Annotated in this window: 20 protein-coding genes; 11 read left to right on the plus strand and 9 right to left on the minus strand. The window is 63.6% G+C overall.

Going from position 1 to position 19,425, the window contains the following annotated elements:
• The 3 genes from FS320_RS23670 to yddG all read left to right on the plus strand — a co-directional run.
• On the plus strand, positions 1-254 hold a 254-nt coding region (locus FS320_RS23670), incomplete at its 5' end, for an SDR family oxidoreductase (protein ID WP_152714381.1).
• Between the two features lie 88 nt (positions 255-342).
• Entirely contained in the window at positions 343-1,089 is a 747-nt protein-coding gene (locus FS320_RS23675; RefSeq protein WP_152714382.1) for an SDR family NAD(P)-dependent oxidoreductase, read from the plus strand.
• A 62-nt stretch (positions 1,090-1,151) separates the two neighbouring features.
• Positions 1,152-2,027, plus strand: coding sequence for an aromatic amino acid exporter YddG (yddG, locus tag FS320_RS23680; RefSeq protein ID WP_152714383.1), 876 nt, complete (start codon positions 1,152-1,154; stop codon positions 2,025-2,027).
• Here yddG and FS320_RS23685 read toward each other — a convergent pair.
• Positions 1,999-2,763 (minus strand): GNAT family N-acetyltransferase, encoded by a 765-nt coding sequence (locus FS320_RS23685; RefSeq protein ID WP_162003190.1) that lies wholly within the window; start codon positions 2,761-2,763, stop codon positions 1,999-2,001. The two genes, yddG and FS320_RS23685, sit on opposite strands and share 29 nt — an antisense overlap.
• A gap of 34 nt (positions 2,764-2,797) precedes the next feature.
• Positions 2,798-3,565, minus strand: a complete 768-nt coding sequence (gene gloB / locus FS320_RS23690) for a hydroxyacylglutathione hydrolase (RefSeq protein WP_152714385.1) — start codon at positions 3,563-3,565, stop codon at positions 2,798-2,800.
• A gap of 117 nt (positions 3,566-3,682) precedes the next feature.
• Here gloB and FS320_RS23695 point away from each other — a divergent pair, with 117 nt between their 5' ends.
• The 4 genes from FS320_RS23695 (at position 3,683) to FS320_RS23710 (ending at position 7,916) form a co-directional block, all read left to right on the plus strand.
• Complete coding sequence (locus tag FS320_RS23695) at positions 3,683-4,477, plus strand: class I SAM-dependent methyltransferase (protein ID WP_152714386.1); 795 nt, start codon at positions 3,683-3,685, stop codon at positions 4,475-4,477.
• A gap of 82 nt (positions 4,478-4,559) precedes the next feature.
• Positions 4,560-5,513, plus strand: coding sequence for an acetyl-CoA carboxylase carboxyltransferase subunit alpha (locus FS320_RS23700; protein WP_152714387.1), 954 nt, complete (start codon positions 4,560-4,562; stop codon positions 5,511-5,513).
• Positions 5,514-5,775: 262 nt separating this feature from the next.
• Complete coding sequence (locus tag FS320_RS23705) at positions 5,776-7,062, plus strand: L,D-transpeptidase family protein (protein WP_152714388.1); 1,287 nt, start codon at positions 5,776-5,778, stop codon at positions 7,060-7,062.
• 332 nt (positions 7,063-7,394) lie between these two features.
• Complete coding sequence (locus tag FS320_RS23710) at positions 7,395-7,916, plus strand: hypothetical protein (protein WP_152714389.1); 522 nt, start codon at positions 7,395-7,397, stop codon at positions 7,914-7,916.
• 72 nt (positions 7,917-7,988) lie between these two features.
• Here the strand turns inward: FS320_RS23710 and FS320_RS23715 are convergent, their stop codons facing one another.
• From FS320_RS23715 to FS320_RS23725, 3 genes are all read right to left on the minus strand, one after another.
• Positions 7,989-8,663: a protein phosphatase CheZ gene (locus FS320_RS23715; protein WP_244627324.1), complete on the minus strand. Its 675-nt coding sequence runs from the start codon at positions 8,661-8,663 to the stop codon at positions 7,989-7,991.
• Positions 8,664-8,701: 38 nt separating this feature from the next.
• Entirely contained in the window at positions 8,702-9,085 is a 384-nt protein-coding gene (locus FS320_RS23720) for a response regulator (RefSeq protein WP_036355449.1), read from the minus strand.
• Between the two features lie 183 nt (positions 9,086-9,268).
• The gene (locus FS320_RS23725) at positions 9,269-10,891 is read right to left on the minus strand and encodes an ABC-F family ATP-binding cassette domain-containing protein (RefSeq protein WP_152714397.1); all 1,623 of its coding nucleotides are present in this window, start codon (positions 10,889-10,891) and stop codon (positions 9,269-9,271) included.
• Positions 10,892-11,086: 195 nt separating this feature from the next.
• Here FS320_RS23725 and FS320_RS23730 point away from each other — a divergent pair, with 195 nt between their 5' ends.
• Together FS320_RS23730 and FS320_RS23735 are read left to right on the plus strand one after the other, a co-directional pair.
• Positions 11,087-11,527, plus strand: coding sequence for a c-type cytochrome (locus FS320_RS23730; RefSeq protein ID WP_162003191.1), 441 nt, complete (start codon positions 11,087-11,089; stop codon positions 11,525-11,527).
• A 186-nt stretch (positions 11,528-11,713) separates the two neighbouring features.
• Positions 11,714-12,556, plus strand: coding sequence for a DUF1194 domain-containing protein (locus tag FS320_RS23735; protein ID WP_152714392.1), 843 nt, complete (start codon positions 11,714-11,716; stop codon positions 12,554-12,556).
• A 49-nt stretch (positions 12,557-12,605) separates the two neighbouring features.
• On the opposite strand, the gene FS320_RS23740 is transcribed toward FS320_RS23735, so the two are convergent.
• The 3 genes from FS320_RS23740 to secA all read right to left on the minus strand — a co-directional run bounded on the left by FS320_RS23740 (position 12,606) and on the right by secA (position 16,205).
• Positions 12,606-12,758, minus strand: coding sequence for a hypothetical protein (locus tag FS320_RS23740; protein ID WP_202882889.1), 153 nt, complete (start codon positions 12,756-12,758; stop codon positions 12,606-12,608).
• Positions 12,755-13,177 (minus strand): GFA family protein, encoded by a 423-nt coding sequence (locus FS320_RS23745; protein ID WP_152714393.1) that lies wholly within the window; start codon positions 13,175-13,177, stop codon positions 12,755-12,757. Before FS320_RS23745 ends, FS320_RS23740 begins: the two co-directional genes overlap by 4 nt.
• A gap of 214 nt (positions 13,178-13,391) precedes the next feature.
• Positions 13,392-16,205: a preprotein translocase subunit SecA gene (gene secA / locus FS320_RS23750; RefSeq protein WP_152714394.1), complete on the minus strand. Its 2,814-nt coding sequence runs from the start codon at positions 16,203-16,205 to the stop codon at positions 13,392-13,394.
• A gap of 249 nt (positions 16,206-16,454) precedes the next feature.
• On the opposite strand from secA, the gene FS320_RS23755 reads away from it, so the two are divergent.
• Positions 16,455-17,348, plus strand: coding sequence for a peptidylprolyl isomerase (locus FS320_RS23755; protein WP_152714395.1), 894 nt, complete (start codon positions 16,455-16,457; stop codon positions 17,346-17,348).
• Between the two features lie 183 nt (positions 17,349-17,531).
• Here FS320_RS23755 and FS320_RS23760 read toward each other — a convergent pair whose 3' ends face one another.
• Positions 17,532-17,744: a hypothetical protein gene (locus FS320_RS23760; protein ID WP_162003192.1), complete on the minus strand. Its 213-nt coding sequence runs from the start codon at positions 17,742-17,744 to the stop codon at positions 17,532-17,534.
• Positions 17,745-17,908: 164 nt separating this feature from the next.
• On the opposite strand from FS320_RS23760, the gene argJ reads away from it, so the two are divergent.
• Positions 17,909-19,150: a bifunctional glutamate N-acetyltransferase/amino-acid acetyltransferase ArgJ gene (gene argJ, locus FS320_RS23765; RefSeq protein ID WP_152714396.1), complete on the plus strand. Its 1,242-nt coding sequence runs from the start codon at positions 17,909-17,911 to the stop codon at positions 19,148-19,150.
• The last annotated feature ends 275 nt before the right edge of the window (positions 19,151-19,425 follow it).

The raw sequence follows: 19,425 nt of genomic DNA on the forward strand, positions 1-19,425 counted from the left end.
CCAAGGCCCTGGCGCAGGAGAACGCCAACAAGGGCGTCACCGTCAACGTGATCGCGCCGGGCTATATTGCTACCGAAATGGTGAAGGCGGTTCCCGAAGAGGTTCTGAAGTCCAAGATCCTGCCGCTCATTCCCGTCGGCCGTCTCGGAGAAGCCGAGGAGATCGCCCGCAGCGTGCTCTTCCTGGCCGCCGACGAGGCCGGCTTCGTCACCGGCTCGACCTTGTCCGTCAACGGCGGGCAGTACATGGCCTGACGTGCGGAGCATCGTCCCGGACGCAGTTCTAGACTGCGCTCCGGGATCGCAGCCCTGAATCCTGCCTGCAACACGGAGAACCTGAACGATGAACCGCATCGACATGGCGGACAAAACCGTCGTGATCACAGGGGGGGCTCGCGGCATCGGCTATGCAATCGGCGAGCGCCTCGTGCAATCAGGCGCCAAGGTCGCTATCTGGGATCTTCGCCCCGACGAATCCGAAGCGAGCGCCGCTGCGCTCTCGAAGGATTGTATCGGGCTGAGCGTCGACGTATCGGACGGCCTGTCGGTCGACCATGCTGCGCAGCAGACCCGTGGCGCCTTCGGACGCATCGACGGATTGGTGAATGGGGCCGGGATCACCGGTCCGGTCAAACCACTGGCCGAGTACTCCGTCGACGAGTGGCGCAGCGTCGTCGAGGTCAACCTGACGGGCACGTTCAACTGCTGCCGGTCCATCGTGCCGATCATGCTGGAGAACGATTACGGCCGCATCGTCAATATCTCGTCGGTCGCCGGCAAGGAGGGCAATCCGAACCTCGCCGCCTACAGCGCCGCGAAGGCCGGCATCATCGGGCTCACCAAATCCCTGGGCAAGGAGCTGGCCAAGACCGGCATCGCCGTGAACTGCATCACGCCCACCACCGCCAAGACGAAGATCCTCGATTCCCTCACGCCGGAATTCATCGAGTACATGCGGGTGCGCATCCCGAGAGACCGCTTCGCCGAACTGCACGAGATCGCCGCCATGGTGGTCTGGATGCTCTCCGAGGAGAACTCCTTCACCACGGCTGCCACCTTCGATCTCAGCGGCGGGCGCACGACTTACTGACGTCCCGGCAATTCGGCCCCCGGAGCTTCGCTTCTCCATAGAAGACGTGGTAGGTGGCGGCCATGACGACTCGCACCGCCACCACCATCGGCCTCATCGCCATCCTGCTCTGGTCCATGCTCGCCCTGTTCACGGCGGCAACGGGCACGATCCCCCCATTCCAGCTCAACGCCATGACTTTCCTCGTTGGCGGTCTGGTCGGCGTGGTGAGCTGGATCGTACGCCCTCAGGGTCTCAGGGCCCTGCGCCAGAAGCCGATCGTCTGGGCCTTGGGGATCGGCGGCCTGTTCGGCTATCACGCACTCTATTTCGCGGCCCTGCGCTGGGCGCCGCCGGCTGAATCGGGCCTGATCAACTACCTCTGGCCACTTCTGATCGTCCTGTTCTCCTCGCTGCTGCCGGGCGAGCATCTGCGGCGGTCGCATATCGCGGGGGCACTGCTCGGATTTGCCGGCGTCGTGGTGCTGATCGCCGGGCGTGGCGCCTTCGATGCGCGCGCCGAATACATGCCCGGCTACATCTGCGCCTTCATCGCAGCCTTCGTCTGGGCCGGATACTCGGTCCTGTCCCGCCGCTTCGGTCAAGTGCCCACGGACGCGGTGGCGGGCTTTTGCCTCATGACGTCGCTCCTGAGCCTCGTCTGCCATCTGATTTTCGAGACGACCGTCTGGCCAGAGACGAACGTACAATGGCTCGCCCTTCTGGCGCTCGGCCTTGGCCCTGTGGGTGCGGCCTTTTATGTGTGGGACATCGGCATGAAGCGCGGCGACATCCGCTTCCTCGGTGTCGCTTCTTATGCGACACCGGTTCTGTCGACCCTGCTCCTGGTGGCCGCCGGCTATGCCGAGCCGACCTTGACGCTGGCGCTGGCCTGCGGCCTCATCGTAGCCGGCGCCCTGATCGCCACTCTCACATCGAAGAAGACCGCCCCGGCATGACTCGATGGGTGTAGCGGTAGGCCGTCTCGAAGCCCAGCGCGCCATAGAGCGAGCGGGCGATCTCGTTCTCCTCGCGCACCTGGAGATAGGCGGTGTGCGCCCCCTGCCCGCAGCCCCATGCCATGAGGCTCGCGACCACGCGACGACCTAAGCCGATGCCGCGCAGGTCCGGCGCGACCACGATGTCGTAAAGACCGATATAGCCGCGCTCGACCACGCCCAATCCCCAGGCCACCGGCCTGTCGTCGAGGCTGAGCGTGGCGAATGCCGCCTTCTGGCGGATGCGGGAGACGATCCTCATCAGCTTCTCGTCATCGGCCTTGTCGCCACCATAGGATTCTGCCGCCGCCCGCACCCAGCGCTTGGAAACCTGTGGCTCCAGGCTCACTTCGGGATCGGCCTCGCAATCGCCGTTTCTGATGGGAGCCGTGAGGACATGCGTCGGCTCGATATCCTTGAAGCCGCGCTGCTTCAGCAATTCGTCGACATCGGGTGTCTCCACTCCGTTGAGACGGAAGGTCGGACGAACATTGGCCTCCACGAAGCGCGCGATCATGTAATCGAGCAGTTCATCGTCGAGGCCGATGTCCGGCCGGAACGGCGTCGCGGAATTGGCACGCTTCGAATAACCGTTCGCAAGGCGGAGGACCCAGCCGTCATAGAGCTGATAATCGAACGAGGGCCAAGCATTCAGGAGGCGGCTCTCAAGCCCGATGATGAGGCTGTGATCGTTCATACGGCTGTCCGCTCCTGGCAAGGTCATGCCTTCATCAGAACCTGTTCTTCCATTCGCGCAAGGCCTGAAACACCTCCACGGGCGCTGCTCCTTCCTTATGAACGGATTTCGCGAGCGCAGGCTCCCCGGCCCGCAGGAAAGGATTCGCCGCCTTTTCCTGCCCGATGGTCGTCGGCACGAGGAAGCGGCCTTCGGCCTTGGCTTTCTCCGCTTCCGCCGCTCGCGCCTTCAGCGCCTCGTTGTCGGGATCGGCGGCGAGCGCGAAGCGTGCGTTGGAGAGCGTGTAATCGTGCCCACAATAGACCTGCGCCTCGTCCGGCAGGGCAGCGAGACGCTGAAGCGAGGCCCAGAACCCGGCATAGGTTCCTTCGAACATCCGCCCGCACCCGAGAGTGAAGAGGGTATCGCCGGCGAACAGAGCGCGATCCGCCGCGAACCAGTAGGATACATGATCCATACAATGGCCCGGCGTCTCCCACACATGCGCCTGAAGACCGCCCACGATCACCGTATCGCCCTCGCGCACATAGGCATCGGCATACGGCACCGCCTCGCGAGCCTTGACCGGGGCCACCACCCGACAGCCGGTGCGGCGCTTCAGGGGCTCGATGGCCTGCACGTGATCGGAATGGCGATGCGTGACGAGGATGTCGGTGAGCTTCCAGCCGGTCTTGGCGAGAGCCGCCATGATCGGGCCCTCCTCCGGCGCATCGATGGCCGCGCAGGCTCCCGTATTGGGATCGTGGACCAGAACACCGATATTGTCCTGAAGGCAGAGAAAGGCGTGGATCTGGGCGGACATCGGGGCACCTTCTCTTGATGTGCTCTGAGCTATCATGGAACAGTCTGCGCGTGAAACCAGACCCGGATCCTCGCAATACCCCTGCCGGACCGGATCGAGAGGCATTCCGTTTCGACCATGAGCATCGATATCACGGATCTGCGCGGCTTCTACGCCAGCCCCTTGGGTGCCGTGACGCGCCGCTTCGTCGGACGCGCCATCGACCGGTTCTGGGGGCCGCTCACCGGCCTGCGCGTGCTCGGTCTCGGCTACGCGCCGCCCTATCTCTCGGCGATCAAGGACGAAAGCGAGCGGACACTGGCCTTCATGCCGGCGAACCAGGGCGTCGTGAACTGGCCCCGCTCCGGCGCCTCGGCCTCGGCGCTCGTCGACCCGTTGATGATGCCCCTGCCCGATGCCTCCATCGACCGGGTTCTCGTGGTCCATGCCCTGGAAACCGTGGAGAGTCCGAGCGAACTTCTGCATGAGATCTGGCGCATTCTCACCCCCGGCGGTCGGATCATCCTGGTGGCCCCGAACCGGCGTGGCCTGTGGGCCCGCATGGACACGACGCCCTTCGGCTATGGGCAGCCCTACAGCCGCTCGCAGCTCAAAAGCCTCATGCGCCAGACCTGGTTCTCGCCGGAAGGCTGGGCGGAAACCCTTTATGTGCCCCCCTTGCGCAACCGCCTCCTGCTCCAGAGCGCCCAGGCCTGGGAGCAGGTCGGCGCCGGGTTTTCGTTGCCGTTCGCGGGCCTTCACATCGTGGAGGCGACGAAGCAGCTTTACCGGCCCGGAGCCGTGCATGCGGTACGCCGCTCCCGGCGCCTGTCCCCGGTTTTCGTTCCGGCCCCGGCGGCTCCCGCGTCGCGGGTGGGGTCACCCTCCTTGATTCCGCCGAGTTTTACGGGAGTAAGGCAGGGCTCAACTTGACTTGAGTCCTCCAAAACGCCAGTGTCCGCCCCGCTTCGGCAGGGCTATCCGGCCACGCCGGCCTTCATTTTCACAGAGTCTGATGCGCAGTTATCTCGATTTCGAAAAGCCCGTCGCCGAGCTGGAAGCCAAGGTCGAGGAGCTTCGGGCGCTTGGTGAGAACCGGGACGCCGTCTCCATCACCGACGACATTTCCCGCCTGGAGGTCAAGGCCGCCGACGCCCTGAAGGAGCTCTATGCCAAGCTCACGCCCTGGCAGAAGACCCTGGTGGCGCGCCATCCCCAGCGCCCGCATTTCGTCGATTACTGCGCCGGGCTCATCACCGAGTTCACCCCGCTCGCCGGAGACCGCAAGTTTGCCGAGGATGAGGCGATTGTCGGCGGCTTCGGTCGCTTCCGTGGCCAGCCCGTCTGCGTGATGGGCCAGGAGAAGGGCCACAACACCGAGACACGCATCCGGCACAATTTCGGCATGGCCCGCCCCGAGGGCTACCGCAAGGCCGTGCGTCTCATGGAAATGGCGGATCGTTTCGGCCTACCGGTGATCTCCATCGTGGATACCGCGGGTGCCTATCCCGGCATCGAGGCGGAGGAGCGCGGACAGGCCGAGGCCATCGCCCGCTCGACCGAGATGCAATTGTCCCTGGGCGTTCCCAATGTCTCCGTCGTGATCGGCGAAGGCGGCTCGGGCGGTGCCATCGCCATCGCCACCGCCAACAAGGTGCTGATGCTGGAGCACGCCATCTACAGCGTGATCTCCCCGGAAGGCGCGGCCTCGATCCTCTGGCGCGATGCAGCTCGCGCGCAGGATGCGGCCACCAACATGAAGATCACGGCCCAGGACCTCCTGCGGCTCGGCATCATCGACGGCATCGTCACGGAGCCCGTGGGCGGCGCCCACCGGGAGCCTCAGGCGGCTATCCAGGCCACCGGCAATGCCATCGAGGAAGCCCTGCACGATCTCGGCAATATGGGCCCGGCTGAGATCCGCGATCACCGCGCCGACAAGTTCCTCAATATCGGCCGCAAGCTCTAGGATTCGCCTCGCCGATTTCGTGGCTCGCCCGGCTCGGACGGGCTCCTTTCTGCCGCACGGGTCCCGCTTTACCTCGGAAGAGATGCGTTTCCCTCCGATGAGCGGTGCCAAAACCCTTCGCAGGCGGATTTTTTACCTTCCTTTAATCATAACTTCATCACGGCTCCGCTTGCAGTAATGACCAGTTAAGGCTAACGATTTAGGGGTTAAAGGGGAACTGACCGGCAAAACGTCCGGCAGATCAAAAATTGCGGGGTCCCCCATGATGAAGCGTTTTGCATTGGCCGCGAGCCTGGTGCTCGCGCTTACTGCCTGCCAGGACGACAATCTCTCCAGAGGCTCCACACGCCACCTGACGCCGATTCCGTCGGCCACCATGGCGTTGATGTCGACCAAGGGCATGTCCAAGGATGACCCGATCCTGGTCCGGGCCTACAAGAAGGAATCGGAGCTGGAGGTCTGGAAGCGCGGTTCCAACGGCAAGTACGCGCTCCTCAAGACCTATCCGATCTGCCGCTGGTCGGGCCAGCTCGGCCCCAAGACCAGGGAAGGCGACCGCCAGGTGCCGGAGGGCTTCTACACGGTCACCCCGGCGCAGATGAACCCGAACTCAGCCTATTACCTGTCGTTCGATACCGGCTATCCGAACGCCTTCGACCGGTCCTTCGGCCGCAACGGCGGCGACATCATGGTGCATGGCGCGTGCTCGTCGCGCGGCTGCTTTGCCATGACGGACCAGAACATCGCCGAGATCTACGCCATCGCCCGCGAGGCCCTGAGTGCCGGTCAGCGCGGCTTCCAGTTCCAGTCCTATCCGTTCCGGATGACGGCGGAGAACGTGGCCAAGCATCGTCTCGACCCGAATATCGGTTTCTGGAAGAACCTGAAGGAAGGCTCCGATACCTTCGAGGTCACGAAGGACGAGCTGCGTGTGGCGGTTGCCGACAAGCGCTATCTGTTCAATGTCGATGAGAGCGCCGCGTCCGCCGTGGCGCAGAAGCAGCGTCATGACGAGCAGGAGGTGGCCGATCTGATCGCCAAGGGCGAGAAGCCGATCAAGCTCGTCTACAACGATGGCGACACGCACGAATCCTTCCGCGCGGCGCTGGCCAATGCGACGGGCGTGTCCGACAGCAAGCTCGGTTTCGTGAGCCGCACAGAAGGCATCTCCTCGGGCCCGCAGCAGATCGCGCTCGACGATAGCGGCCGCGAGAAGATCGAGACGCCGTCGACCGCGCTCGCCTTCGCCTCGATGAAAGAGGTTCCGGCCTCGCAGCCTGAAACCCGTCAGGCCGAGAGCCGTGTGGCGGTAACGCAGCAGACCGCTCCGGTGGCCCCTGCCGCGGCAGGGGCCTCCTCACAGGAGACGCCGTTCTACAAGAAGATGTTCGGCAACGTGACGGATCTGTTCAGCACCTCGGCTTCACAGCCTGTGGCGGAGACGGTCCAGATCGCTCCGGCTCACGCCAAGGCGGCTCCGTCCACGAAGACCGTGCCCCAGAAGCGGGCTCAGGCTCCTGCGAAGGTCGATGTGGCAGCGGCCAACTGAGCGGCCGCCCATGCAAATTAAGACGCGAAAGCCCGCCTCACCGGCGGGCTTTTCGTTAATGCTGTCGCGTATTCATGCCGCGGTGCGATGATGGCTCGAACCTGCCGTCAGCAATTTGGCAGCACTCCGGCGCATTGTGCGGAACCGGAGATCGGCGTTAGCGAAATGTGGATCCGGTTTTCCGCTTTCAACGATGCGCCAGCCAAGAGAAGCGGTTTCGGATGGTGCAGAAGTGCGAAGTATCGGTTTGATGAGATCGACATGAACCTCGGTTGCTGCCTCAGACGCGACAATTACAGGCCCCATATGGCCGATCCCCAAGGGAGGCATCCGTGAACCGCCTTTCGCACCGGCTGTCTTGCGCCGTCATTCTCTTGCTCTGTGGCGCAACCGGGAGCGCGGGCGCTGCACCGTCTGTCTTCGACCTCTACGCCGGCTCCTTTTCCGGATCCGGAACCATCGTGGAGGGGCCGGATGCCGATTCCCACCAAGTCCGCTGCCGCTTCACCATCCTGCAGCAGGGGGCCACCGGTCTGTCGCTCCAGGGCACATGCTGGGCTTATCTGATCGTCGCGAGATCGGTCAGCGCTCGTTTGTCCTGGGATCTCCGTTCGGGCCAGGTCACCGGCACTTATACGGGTTCGCGGGTCGGGACGGCTCAACTCACCGGCCGTCAGCTTGGGAATGACTTTGATCTGGCGATCGAGTGGCCGAAGCCTCTTTATGGCGACACGACGGCCCGGATGAGAGTCGTGAGCCTCGATTCGGATCACTTTCGAATCGTCGTCACGGATCGCATCGGCCTGAATGGTCCTGTCCGAGCAACAACCGATCTGACCCTGCTTCGGCAGTGAAGGACAGCAAAAAGCCCGGCGCAACCACCGGGCTTTTATTTCGCTCGTAGCGCAGGCCTCGCGCAGGTCGAATCAACCGAACAAGGCGTCGATGGCGTCCTGGGAGGTGCGTGTCGGATCGCCGTCCAGAGCCGGCCCGTTCAGCAGGGCCTCATCCCCCTCCCTCTCCGGCATCTTGAAGGATTCCACCTCGTTGAAGCTCTCCAGGCCGCCCCAGATATGCGCCATCTGGGTCACGCGTTCCTCGATGAACTTCATCGAGCTGACGACCTTGCTGATGCGCTGGCCGGTAATGTCCTGGAAATTGCATGCCTCGAAGATCGTGATCACCCGGTCGGAGATCTTCTGGGTCATCGCGGCGTCCTCGCCGGACAGTCGCGAGGAGAGCGTTCCGGTGATTTCGTCGATCTCCTCGGCCGCCGCCAGGATGCTGTTGGTGGCCGCTTCCGTGCCGGACACCACGGCTCCAAGCTCATCGGTGACGCTGGTCACCTGACCGCCCGGCGTGTGGGAATGCAGGGTTGCGATTTCCCGCTTCGTGCGCTGGATCGACTCCGTGATGGCGTCGAGTTCGTCCTTGAGCCTGAGCGCTTCGCGCAGATCGGTCCGGATCTGGTCCAGGAGAGCCTTTGAAGCTCCGCTGTTCGGCTCCAGCGCCGCATGAATAGCCGCCATGCCCCGCATGAGCTCGGCATGCCTTCGGGCAGCGATGCTCTCGCGGGACTGAGCCAGGAGGTCCAGACTCAAAGGGTCAAAAGAGACAGGTGGCGGGAGACGCATTGCGACTACTCACCCAGTACGGCGGCGATCTTCGAGCGCAGGGTTTCCGCGTTGAAGGGCTTCACGATGTAGTTGTTCACGCCCGCCTGCTTGGCGGCCACGACGTTCTCGGTCTTGGCCTCGGCGGTGATCATGATGAAGGGAAGTGCATTCAGCTCCGCATCGGCGCGGACCTTCTGGAGCAGCTCGAAGCCGGTCATCGGCGCCATGTTCCAGTCGGAGATCACGAGCCCGTATTTCTTCTCCTTGAGCTTGCCCAGGGCCTCCGAGCCGTCCTTGGCTTCGTCGACATCGTTGAAGCCGATCTGCTTCAGGAGGTTGCGGATGATGCGCAGCATCGTTTGATAATCGTCGACGATGAGCACCGGGAGGGACGTATTCAATGCCATGATGTTTCGGCCTGGAAATTGAAAGGTTGCGAAGCAGGCCCATTGACAGGGCCTTCCTCAAAAATGGTTGTGGTGGTTCCTGCCTTATCGACGACGATGCTTGCCTAAAGCTGACGTCGCGATGGCGGCAGCAAAAAGCCCGGCGCGGTGGCCGGGCTTTCGATGGATCATCGGGCTGGTCTGCTAGTGCCGCAGGCCCGGAGCCTCCTGGCCGGTGCGGGCCACATACTCGGTATAGCCGCCGCCGTATTGGCGGATGCCCTCGGCCGTGAGCTCGAGAACCCGGTTCGACAAGGCCGCCAGGAAGTGGCGGTCGTGGGAGACGAAGAGCATGGTGCCCTCGTAGCGCGACAGGGCCTCGATCAGCATCTCCTTCGTGGCCATGTCGAGATGGTTCGTCGGCTCGTCGAGCACCAGGAAGTTCGGCGGGTCGTAGAGCATCTGGGCCATCACCAGCCGGGCCTTCTCGCCGCCCGAGAGCACGCGGCATTTCTTCTCCGCATCGTCTCCGGAGAAGCCGAAGCAGCCGGCAAGCGTGCGCAGCGAGCCCTGCCCGGCCTGCGGAAACGCCTCCTCCAGGAACTCGAACACCGTGCGGTCGCCCTCCAGCACCTCCATGGCGTGCTGGGCGAAATAGCCCATCTTCACAGAGCTGCCGACCGCAACAGTCCCATCATCGGGCGTTGCGGAGCCAGCTACCAGCTTCAGCAGCGTCGACTTGCCGGCACCGTTGACGCCCATGACGCACCAGCGCTCCTTGCGACGCACTGCAAAGTCCAGACCCTCGTAGATGCTGCGGCTGCCGTAGCGCTTGTGAACGTTCTTCAGAACGACAACGTCGTCGCCGGAGCGCGGCGCCGGCAGGAATTCGAATGCCACCGACTGACGGCGCTTCGGCGGCTCCACCCGGTCGATCTTCTCCAGCTTCTTGACCCGGCTCTGCACCTGGGCGGCGTGGGAGGCGCGCGCCTTGAAGCGTTCGATGAACTTGATCTCCTTGGCGAGCATGGCCTGCTGGCGCTCGAATTGGGCCTGTTGCTGCTTCTCGTTGAGGGCGCGCTGCTGTTCGTAGAACTCGTAATCGCCGGAATAGGTCGTCAGCGAACCGCCGTCGATCTCCATGATCTTGTTGACGATGCGGTTCATGAAGGCGCGGTCGTGCGAGGTCATGAGCAGCGCGCCCTCATAGCCCTTCAGAAACTCCTCCAGCCAGATGATGCTCTCGAGATCCAGGTGGTTGCTCGGCTCGTCGAGGAGCATGACGTCCGGACGCATCAGGAGGATGCGGCCGAGCGCGACGCGCATCTTCCAGCCGCCGGACAGGGCGCCCACATCGCCGTCCATCATCTCCTGGCTGAAGCCTAAGCCCGCCAGGACCTCACGCGCCCGGCCCTCGAGAGAATAGCCGTCCAGCTCCTCGTAGCGCGCCTGCACCTCGCCATAGCGCTCGATGACTCGGTCGAGATCGTCCGCCTTGTCCGGATCGACCATCGCGGCTTCGAGCTCCCGCAGCTCGGCGGCAACGGCGCTCACGGGGCCGGCGCCTTCCATCACCTCGGCCACGGCGCTACGGCCCGCCATTTCGCCGACATCCTGGCTGAAATAGCCGATCGTCACACCGCGATCGACCGCGACCTGGCCCTCGTCGGGCTGCTCTTCCTTGTTGATCATCCGGAAGAGCGTCGTCTTGCCCGCGCCGTTCGGCCCCACCAACCCGACCTTCTCGCCCTTCTGGAGGCTCCCGGAGGCCTCGATGAAGAGGATACGGTGACTATTCTGCTTACTGACATTCTCGACGCGAATCATGGGTCCCAAGGCCTGAAGGAGTTGCGGCGGCCTTATGACATGGCTTGCGCCCGCCCGCGAGCGCCCGAGGTCGGGCAAAATGTCAGAGGTCCAGGACAAGGCACCTCGGCCGAATAGCAGGCTCTAACCCACATTTCCTATGGCCCAATCAGAAGCGAGAGGACATTCTGCGACGGGGGAGAAAGGATGGTCGTCATGCGAAAGACCGTCATTGCTGCATTCATGGTGTTGACCACCAGCGGACTTGGAGTGCTGGCCCAATCAAGCGATCCGATCACCCAGCGCCAGAACCTGATGAAGAACAATCAGGAGCAGGTGCGCGCCCTCACCGGCATGGCCCGAGGACAGGTTCCATTCAACGCCGCGACCGCCCAGGCGGCCTTCCAGCGGATTTCGCAGAACGCACAGCAGATCCCGGCCCTCTTTCCGGCAGGCTCGCAGCAGGGCAAGACCGCCGCACTCCCGGCCATCTGGGAGCGCAAGGCGGATTTCGACGCTCATGCGGCCAAACTCGAACAGGATGCCAAGGCGGTCCAGGCGTCGATCACGGATCAGGCCAGCCTGCAGGCGGCGATCCAGCGGGTCGGCCAGAACTGCGGCGGCTGTCACGAGCCCTATCGCCGCAAGGAAAGCTGACGTACCATCCGGAGATCCGAGGAGACCGAAGGTCTTCGACTAGCGCATCGTGCGGGACCGACGGTCCGCCCCGGCGGAATGTGGCTCCGGTTTTCCGCGTCAACGATGCGCCGCTCAAGGGATTGAGCATCGGATCGATCCAAGAGTGGAGCCACTTTTGGGTCCGATGCTCTAAGGGAGATCGCGATGCGGTATCCCAAGGCTCCATGGCTGCTCTCCGCTCTCGTGGCGGGGCTCCTGACCGTCGCTCCGGCCTGGCAACGGGCGCCTGACGAGGTCGATCTCGCCCTTGTGCTCGCCGTCGATGTCTCCACGTCCATGGACCCGGACGAGCAGGACCTGCAACGGCAGGGTTATGTGGAAGCCTTCCGCTCGCCATCGGTGCATCAGGCCATTCACAGCGGCATGCTGGGGCGCATCGCGGTTACCTACGTGGAGTGGGCCGGGGCGCACCCGCATGTCCAGAATGTCGTCGTGCCCTGGACGGTTCTGGAAAGCTCGAAGGACAGCCTCTCCTTCGCCGAGCGGCTGGCCCGCGCGCCCATCCGCCGTGGGGCCGGCACTTCCATATCGGAAGCCATCGATTTCAGCCTGTCCCTCTTCTCCTCCGGGCCCGTCCTGCCCACGCGACGCGTGATCGACATTTCGGGCGACGGCTCGAACAACCAGGGTCCCCTTGTCACGGATGTGCGCGACAAGGCGGTAGCGCGCGGCGTCACGATCAACGGCCTTCCCATCCTGCTCCGACGGCCGGACAGGCGTGAGGACGCGACATTGGATGCCTATTACCGCGACTGCGTCATCGGTGGCTCCAATGCCTTCATGATCCCTGTGCGGGAACGCGGGCAACTTCTGACCGAGACCAGAACCAAGATCGTCAATGAGATCGCAGGCCCGTTCGAAGCCCGCCAACTGGTTCAGCCTGCAGGAAAGCCGCCGAAAACGGATTGCGACACCAGCGAGAGCCTGTGGGACGATATCGCCCCCACACCGCATACCCCAGAAACCAATACCGGACAGAAACTTTAGAGGATCGGGTAGTGCGGGGATGAAGCCGCATCGCGGTGAGGTTTATGCCTCATCTCCAGACCGGCGGCAGAAAATCTCGCACCAGAGCGACGACTTCGGCAAGGTTTGTTTCCAACAGCCAATGCCCGCCATCGAGCAGGTGCAATTCGGCATCGGGGAGATCGCGCAGATAAGCGCGCCGAGCGACGTTCCAGGCTGTCACTCGGCCATCATCTCACCTGTTCCCCCGGCCTCAACGGGAAAGTCCTTCAGTTTTGGCAGACCGTCCCGCATGGGCAGCACCGTCTCCGCATAATTGAAGTGGACGGCGGGGGTGAAGGTGAGGGTCGGAATGGTCGCAGCGAACACATCGACGACGCCCAGCGTCGGATGGTTGGTCATCAGGTGCCCGCCGCATTTCGAGCAATATTGCCGCTGGCTGAACTTCGTCTTCTGGAACGTCGCGAGATGCTCGGCGCCCGATGTGACACGCACCGCCTCGGGCTTCCAGAGGCTGAAGGCGTTCACCGGCCCGCCGGACCATGAGCGGCAGGACTGGCAGTGACAATAGCCCATCGCCTCCGGAGATCCACTGACTTCGATCTGAACGGCACCGCAAAAACAGCTTCCGATGTGGGACATGGCTCTCTCCTTCGGTTCGCTCGTCCGTGGTCGCGCCAGCCACGCACGAACGAAGGGGTGGAAGCGTTGGTTGGAACGTATCCTACCCCTTGCCGCCCCAGAGATCTGCTGGCGCAACGGAGGTAGAAAGCGAGCTCGAAGCCAGCACGAGACCGCCACAGCAAAAAGCCCGGCGCGATGGCCGGGCTTTTCGTTGTTTGAGTGTCTTTGGCGCTTACGCCACGTACTGTCCGTGGCAGTGCTTGAACTTCTTGCCCGAACCGCAGGGGCAAGGCTCGTTTCGGCTGACCCGGCCCCAGGTGGAGGGGTCGTTCGGGTTGCGGGACGAGGCCGGATCCATCTCCGCGGCAGCGGCCGTAAAGCCGAGGGCCGAAGCGGCTCCGAGAGCATTGCCCTGAGCCAGGTCGAACTCGTTCTCGCCGGTGGCCGGATCGAGATGCTGGGCGAACATGGGCGGGAGTCCCTGCGGCTCCGGCTGCTGGAACACCACCTGGATGCGCATGAGCTGGCCCGTCACCTGCTCGCGCAGATGGCCGATCAGGGCATTGAACAGCTCGAAGGCCTCGGACTTGTACTCGTTCAGCGGATCGCGCTGGGCAAGGCCGCGCCAGCCGATGACCTGACGCAGATGGTCGAGGGTCACGAGATGCTCGCGCCAGAGGTGATCCAGGCTCTGAAGCAGAACCTGCTTCTCCACATAGTTCATGACCTCGGACGTATTGGCCTCGACGCGCTGGGCGTAAGCCTCGTCGGCCGCCTTGGTGATGCGCTCGCGGATCTCATCGTCGGCAATGCCCTCTTCCTTCGCCCAATCCTCGATCGGCAGATCGAGATTGAGGAAGTTGACGACGTTCTCCTTCAGGCCGGCCACGTCCCATTGCTCGGCATAGGCGTTCTCCGGGATGGCACGGGAGACGACGTCCTCGATGACGCCATGGCGCATGTCGTCGATGGTCTCGCGCACGCTCTCTTCCGCCATGAACTCCTTGCGCTGCTCGAAGACGACCTTGCGCTGGTCGTTCATGACGTTGTCGTATTTCAGGATGTTCTTGCGGATGTCGAAGTTGCGCGCCTCGACCTTCGCCTGCGCCCGCTCGATGGCCTTGTTGATCCACGGGTGGATGATGGCCTCGCCTTCTTTCAGGCCGAGCTTCTGCAGCATACCGTCCATGCGGTCCGAGCCGAAGATGCGCATCAGGTCGTCCTGGAGCGACAGGTAGAACTTGGAGCGGCCCGGATCGCCCTGGCGGCCGGAGCGGCCGCGCAGCTGGTTGTCGATGCGGCGGGATTCGTGGCGCTCGGTGCCGAGCACGTAGAGGCCGCCGGCGGCCAGCGCCTTCTCCTTGAAGGAGGCAACCTCTTCGAGGATCTCCTTTTCGCGGCGTGCGCGCTCCTCGCCCTCGATGCCGACCAACTCGCGCTCGACGCGCATCTTGGCGTTACCGCCGAGCTGAATGTCGGTGCCGCGGCCGGCCATGTTGGTGGCAATCGTGATCGCGCCCGGCACACCGGCCTGGGCGACGATGAAGGCCTCCTGCTCGTGGAAGCGGGCGTTCAGCACGGCGAAGTGCTTGGTCCCCCGGCCCGCCCGCGCGTCGCGGTAGAGAGGCTCGAGCGCCTGCGGGTTCTCGAAATCGATGAGGGTATAGCCGTCCTTGATCAGAAGTTCGGCGAGAAGCTCCGACTTCTCGATCGAGGTGGTGCCGACCAGGATCGGCTGGCCCTTGGCGGAGGATTCCTCGATATCGCGGATGACCGCCTGGTAGCGCTCGTCCATGGTCCGGTAGACCTCGTCGTCGTCGTCGATGCGGGAGACGGGACGGTTGGTCGGGATCTCGACCACTTCCAGGTTGTAGATTTCCAGGAACTCGTCGGCTTCCGTCGCCGCGGTGCCGGTCATGCCCGCGAGCTTGTCGTAGAGGCGGAAGTAGTTCTGGAAGGTAATCGACGCGAGGGTCTGATTCTCGGGCTGGACCTGGACCTTCTCCTTGGCCTCGAGCGCCTGGTGCAGGCCTTCCGAGTAACGCCGGCCCTGCATCATGCGGCCGGTGAACTCGTCGATGATCACTACTTCGCCGTTGCGGACGATGTAGTCCTTGTCGCGCTGGAACAGGGTGTGGGCGCGCAACGCCTGGTTCATATGGTGGACGAGGGTCGCGTTCTGGGCGTCGTAGAGGTCGCCCTCCTTGAGCAGGCCGATCTCCCGCAGAAGCGCTTCGATCTTCTCGGTGCCATCTTCGGTGAGAGCCACGGAGCGCTGCTTCTCATCAAGCTCGTAATCGCTCTTGTTGAGGCGTGGGATCACCACATCGATGGCATTGTAGAGCTCGGATCGGTCGTCGAGGGGACCGGAGATGATGAGCGGCGTACGCGCCTCGTCGACCAGGATCGAGTCCACCTCGTCCACGATGGCGAAGTTGTGGCCCCGCTGGACCATTTGCGCCATCTCGTACTTCATGTTGTCGCGCAGATAGTCGAAGCCGTATTCGTTGTTGGTGCCATAGGTGATGTCGGCGGCATAGGCTTCGGCGCGCTCGACATCGTCGAGCCCATGGACGATCACCCCGACGGAGAGACCCAGGAAGCGGTAGATCTGGCCCATCCACTCGCTATCGCGGCGGGCGAGGTAGTCGTTGACCGTCACCACGTGGACGCCCTTACCGGCCAGGGCGTTGAGGTAGACCGGCAGCGTCGCCACCAGGGTCTTGCCTTCACCGGTGCGCATTTCGGCGATCGAACCCTCGTGAAGCACCATGCCGCCGATGAGCTGCACGTCGAAGTGGCGCTGGCCCAAGGTGCGCTTGGCCGCCTCGCGGACGGTGGCGAAGGCGGGGACCAGGATGTCGTCCAGGGTCTTGCCGGCGGCGAGCTGGGCCTTGAAGTCCTCGGTGCGGGCACGGAGCTGCTCGTCGGACAGGGCCTCCAGCTCGGCCTCCATCGCGTTGATGGCCGCAACCTTCGGCCGATAGGACTTCAGACGGCGATCATTGACCGAGCCGAAGATTTTCTTCGCGAGAGAACCGAACATCGAGAGCCTTCAGAATTCCAGAATGCACGAGAAAGGGGCGTTTGCGCCGCCTTATAGACCTAATTACGCCAGAACGCATCTTAAAGACTGTGCCCGAGTGGCGCAGCCTCAAGCCGGCCCGGAGGACCGTTCAAGACCCCGCGAGCGGCGACGCTGTGACATAAATATGCCATCACTTGCAAACGTAAACACATTCGGCCATCTGATCGTCGCTGTCCGTGGGCGATCACGCTCACCAGAGGAAACCACATGTCTCGCTCACTCACGTTCCGGAAGAGCCTTCTGACCCTCAGCGTCGCCCTGCCGATCATGGCTGGGGCTGCCCTCGCCCAGACCCCTCCCGCGCCAGCGACGTCCCCTGCGGCTGTGCCCGCCGTCGATCCGGCCAAGGTGATCGCCCGTGTCAACGGCGTCGACATCACGGAAGGGGATCTCGCCCTCGCCGCCGAGGATCCGGCCCTGCAGATGCCGAACGTTCCGGAAGCCCAGAAGCGCGACCTGCTGACCGGCTACATGATCGACCTGAAGCTCGGAGCCAAGGCTGCCGAGGCGGCCAAGGTCGGCAGCGGCGCCGAATTCACCCGCAAGCTCGCCTATAACCGGGACAAGACCCTGCTCGACGAATACCTCGACCAAGAGGCCAAGAAGGCCGTGACCCCGGAAGCCGCCCGCAAGCTCTATGACGAGACCGTCAAGAGCGTGCCCACCGAACAGGAAGTCCGCGCCCGCCACATCCTGGTCGAGAACGAGGACGAGGCCAAGAAGATCGCTACCCGCGTCAAAGGTGGCGAGGATTTCGCCAAGGTGGCCGGCGAGGTCTCGAAGGACCCCGGCTCCAAGACCGACGGCGGCGACCTCGGCTTTTTCACCAAAGACCGTATGGTCGAGCCCTTTGCCGAGACCGCTTTCAAGCTCGAGCCCGGCCAGATCTCCGATCCGGTGAAGAGCCAGTTCGGCTGGCACGTGATCAAGGTCGAGGAGAAGCGCGCCAAACCCGCTCCGACCTTTGACGAGACCAAGGATCAGGTCGAGACCTACCTTGCCCGCAAGGCGCAGCAGGACCTGATCATGGGCCTGCGCAAGAACGCCAAGATCGAGCGCCTGGACGACAAGGGCAACCTCGTCGAGCAGAAGCAGCAGTAAGCTTTTCTGTTTTCAGACACGTTCAGGGCGGCCTCCGGGCCGCCCTTTTCATTTCGAGCGTCATTCCCGGCTGGAACGAAGCGGAGAGGAAGGGGATCCGCTTGCCCGCTCAGCGCGCATCAGTAGATCCCCTTCCCTCGGCTTGAAGGCTTGCCGGGGATGACATGGCCTCAGCAGGTCATGTCACTTGTTCGTACGCCCCATCCGGTTCGGATTCACGCCGCCCTCGCGGTTGGTCTGGTTCTCGACATCACCCTGGAAGGTCGAGCCGCCATCGAGGTCGCGCGGGTCTTCGCCGGCCATGGTGGAGCCCTTCGAGCGCCCGATGCCGGGATCGACATCGAGGTCGCTGCGAGGACGTTCTTGCGGTTGAGTCTTAGGATGCTTGCCGGTCACAGGATGTCTCCATCGTTCTCGGATCGGGTCAACGACGGCACCGAACGGTCGTTCCCACGTTCTCGATTCCATCGCGGTGAAGCTTTGACTTGACAAAAAGCCTTAAAAAACCACAGGTCGCGGCTCGCAACGTCGTATCCCAACAGCTCTCTTCGAGTTCGTCCATGTCCAAGACCGTGTCTCCGCTCGCGCCCAAGTCATTTCCGACGCTTCCCGCCATCGACGGCGTCAGAATCGCAACGGCGGAGGCCGGCATCCGATACAACAACCGAACCGACGTTCTCTATGTGACGCTGCCCAAGGACACGACCGTAGCGGGCGTGTTCACCCGCTCCAAATGCCCCTCGGCCCCGGTCGACTGGTGCCGCAAGAATCTCGCCAAGGGCGCTGCCCGGGCGCTGGTGGTCAATTCCGGCAATGCCAACGCCTTCACCGGCAAGAAGGGCTCGGAAGCCGTCAAGCTCACGGCCGACATCGCCGCCGAAGCGGCAGGCTGCCGGGCCTCGCAGGTCTTCATCGCCTCCACCGGCGTGATCGGCGAGCCTCTCGATGCGACGAAGTTCGAGAACGTGCTCGCAGCTTGCGAGAAGAAGGCTAAACCCACCGCCTGGCTCGATGCTGCCAAGGCGATCATGACTACCGACACCTTCCCGAAAGTGGCGACCCGTACGGCCACCATCGGCGGCGTCGAGGTCACCATCAACGGCATCGCCAAAGGTGCCGGCATGATCGCTCCGGACATGGCGACCATGCTCTCCTTCATCTTCACCGACGCTCCCATTGCGGCCCCTGTGCTTCAGACCCTTTTGAAGAAGGGCGCCGACAAGAGCTTCAATTGCGTAACGGTGGACAGCGATACCTCCACCTCCGATACGCTCCTGTTCTTCGCGACCGGCGCGGCGGCCGCCAAGGGCGCGCCGACGATCTCCCTGCCGAGCGATCGGCGCCTGAAGGAGTTCCGCGGCGCGCTGGAAGGGCTGTTGTGCGACCTTGCCCAGCAGGTCGCCCGCGACGGTGAGGGCGCGCGCAAGTTCGTGACCGTGAGAGTGACGGGCGCCACCGGCGCGACCTCGGCGAAGCGCATTGCCATGGCGATTGCCAATTCGCCGCTGGTGAAGACGGCGGTGGCCGGCGAGGACGCCAATTGGGGCCGCGTGGTCATGGCCGTCGGCAAGGCCGGCGAGCCGGCCGAGCGCGACAAGCTCGCGATCTGGTTCGGCGACATCCGCGTCGCCGTCAAAGGCGCCCGCGATCCGGAATACGACGAGGCGAAGACCTCCGCCTACATGAAAGGGGACGAGATCACGATCCGCGTCGACCTGGGTCTTGGTCGGGGCGAGGCCACCGCGTGGACCTGCGACCTCACCAAAGCCTATGTGGAGATCAACGGCGACTACCGGAGCTGATCCCGATCACGGAACGACGGTGACTTTCATCTTCGTAGTGACACGCATCGGACCACCATACTGGTCCGTTCCGACGATTGCGTAGGAGAACTCGTCCGGCCCCTGATAACCGGGTTTGGCCACATAAAAGATCTCATGGGCCAGTGACCGCCGGATTGGTGAGGTAAGGCGGTCACCTCACCCCGGAGGCCGCTCATGCTCTACTCGCCCTCAGCAGACGCTTCATTCTCGCACAGCACCCACACGATCTATCTCGCTCTCGAACTCAGCCGCCG

The organism is Microvirga tunisiensis, assembly GCF_009296175.1.
Classification (GTDB): domain Bacteria; phylum Pseudomonadota; class Alphaproteobacteria; order Rhizobiales; family Beijerinckiaceae; genus Microvirga; species Microvirga tunisiensis.

Excerpts from the sequence above, each read along its gene's own strand:
- FS320_RS23675 (WP_152714382.1), top strand. The coding sequence starts at position 343 with ATGAACCGCATCGACATGGCGGACAAAACCGTCGTGATCACAGGGGGG.
- yddG (WP_152714383.1), top strand. The coding sequence starts at position 1,152 with ATGACGACTCGCACCGCCACCACCATCGGCCTCATCGCCATCCTGCTC.
- FS320_RS23705 (WP_152714388.1), top strand. The coding sequence starts at position 5,776 with ATGATGAAGCGTTTTGCATTGGCCGCGAGCCTGGTGCTCGCGCTTACT.
- FS320_RS23725 (WP_152714397.1), bottom strand. The coding sequence starts at position 10,891 with ATGATTCGCGTCGAGAATGTCAGTAAGCAGAATAGTCACCGTATCCTC.
- argJ (WP_152714396.1), top strand. The coding sequence starts at position 17,909 with ATGTCCAAGACCGTGTCTCCGCTCGCGCCCAAGTCATTTCCGACGCTT.
- FS320_RS23720 (WP_036355449.1), bottom strand. The coding sequence starts at position 9,085 with ATGGCATTGAATACGTCCCTCCCGGTGCTCATCGTCGACGATTATCAA.
- FS320_RS23730 (WP_162003191.1), top strand. The coding sequence starts at position 11,087 with ATGCGAAAGACCGTCATTGCTGCATTCATGGTGTTGACCACCAGCGGA.
- FS320_RS23695 (WP_152714386.1), top strand. The coding sequence starts at position 3,683 with ATGAGCATCGATATCACGGATCTGCGCGGCTTCTACGCCAGCCCCTTG.
- FS320_RS23755 (WP_152714395.1), top strand. The coding sequence starts at position 16,455 with ATGTCTCGCTCACTCACGTTCCGGAAGAGCCTTCTGACCCTCAGCGTC.
- FS320_RS23685 (WP_162003190.1), bottom strand. The coding sequence starts at position 2,763 with ATGAACGATCACAGCCTCATCATCGGGCTTGAGAGCCGCCTCCTGAAT.
- gloB (WP_152714385.1), bottom strand. The coding sequence starts at position 3,565 with ATGTCCGCCCAGATCCACGCCTTTCTCTGCCTTCAGGACAATATCGGT.
- FS320_RS23700 (WP_152714387.1), top strand. The coding sequence starts at position 4,560 with ATGCGCAGTTATCTCGATTTCGAAAAGCCCGTCGCCGAGCTGGAAGCC.
- FS320_RS23735 (WP_152714392.1), top strand. The coding sequence starts at position 11,714 with ATGCGGTATCCCAAGGCTCCATGGCTGCTCTCCGCTCTCGTGGCGGGG.
- secA (WP_152714394.1), bottom strand. The coding sequence starts at position 16,205 with ATGTTCGGTTCTCTCGCGAAGAAAATCTTCGGCTCGGTCAATGATCGC.
- FS320_RS23745 (WP_152714393.1), bottom strand. The coding sequence starts at position 13,177 with ATGTCCCACATCGGAAGCTGTTTTTGCGGTGCCGTTCAGATCGAAGTC.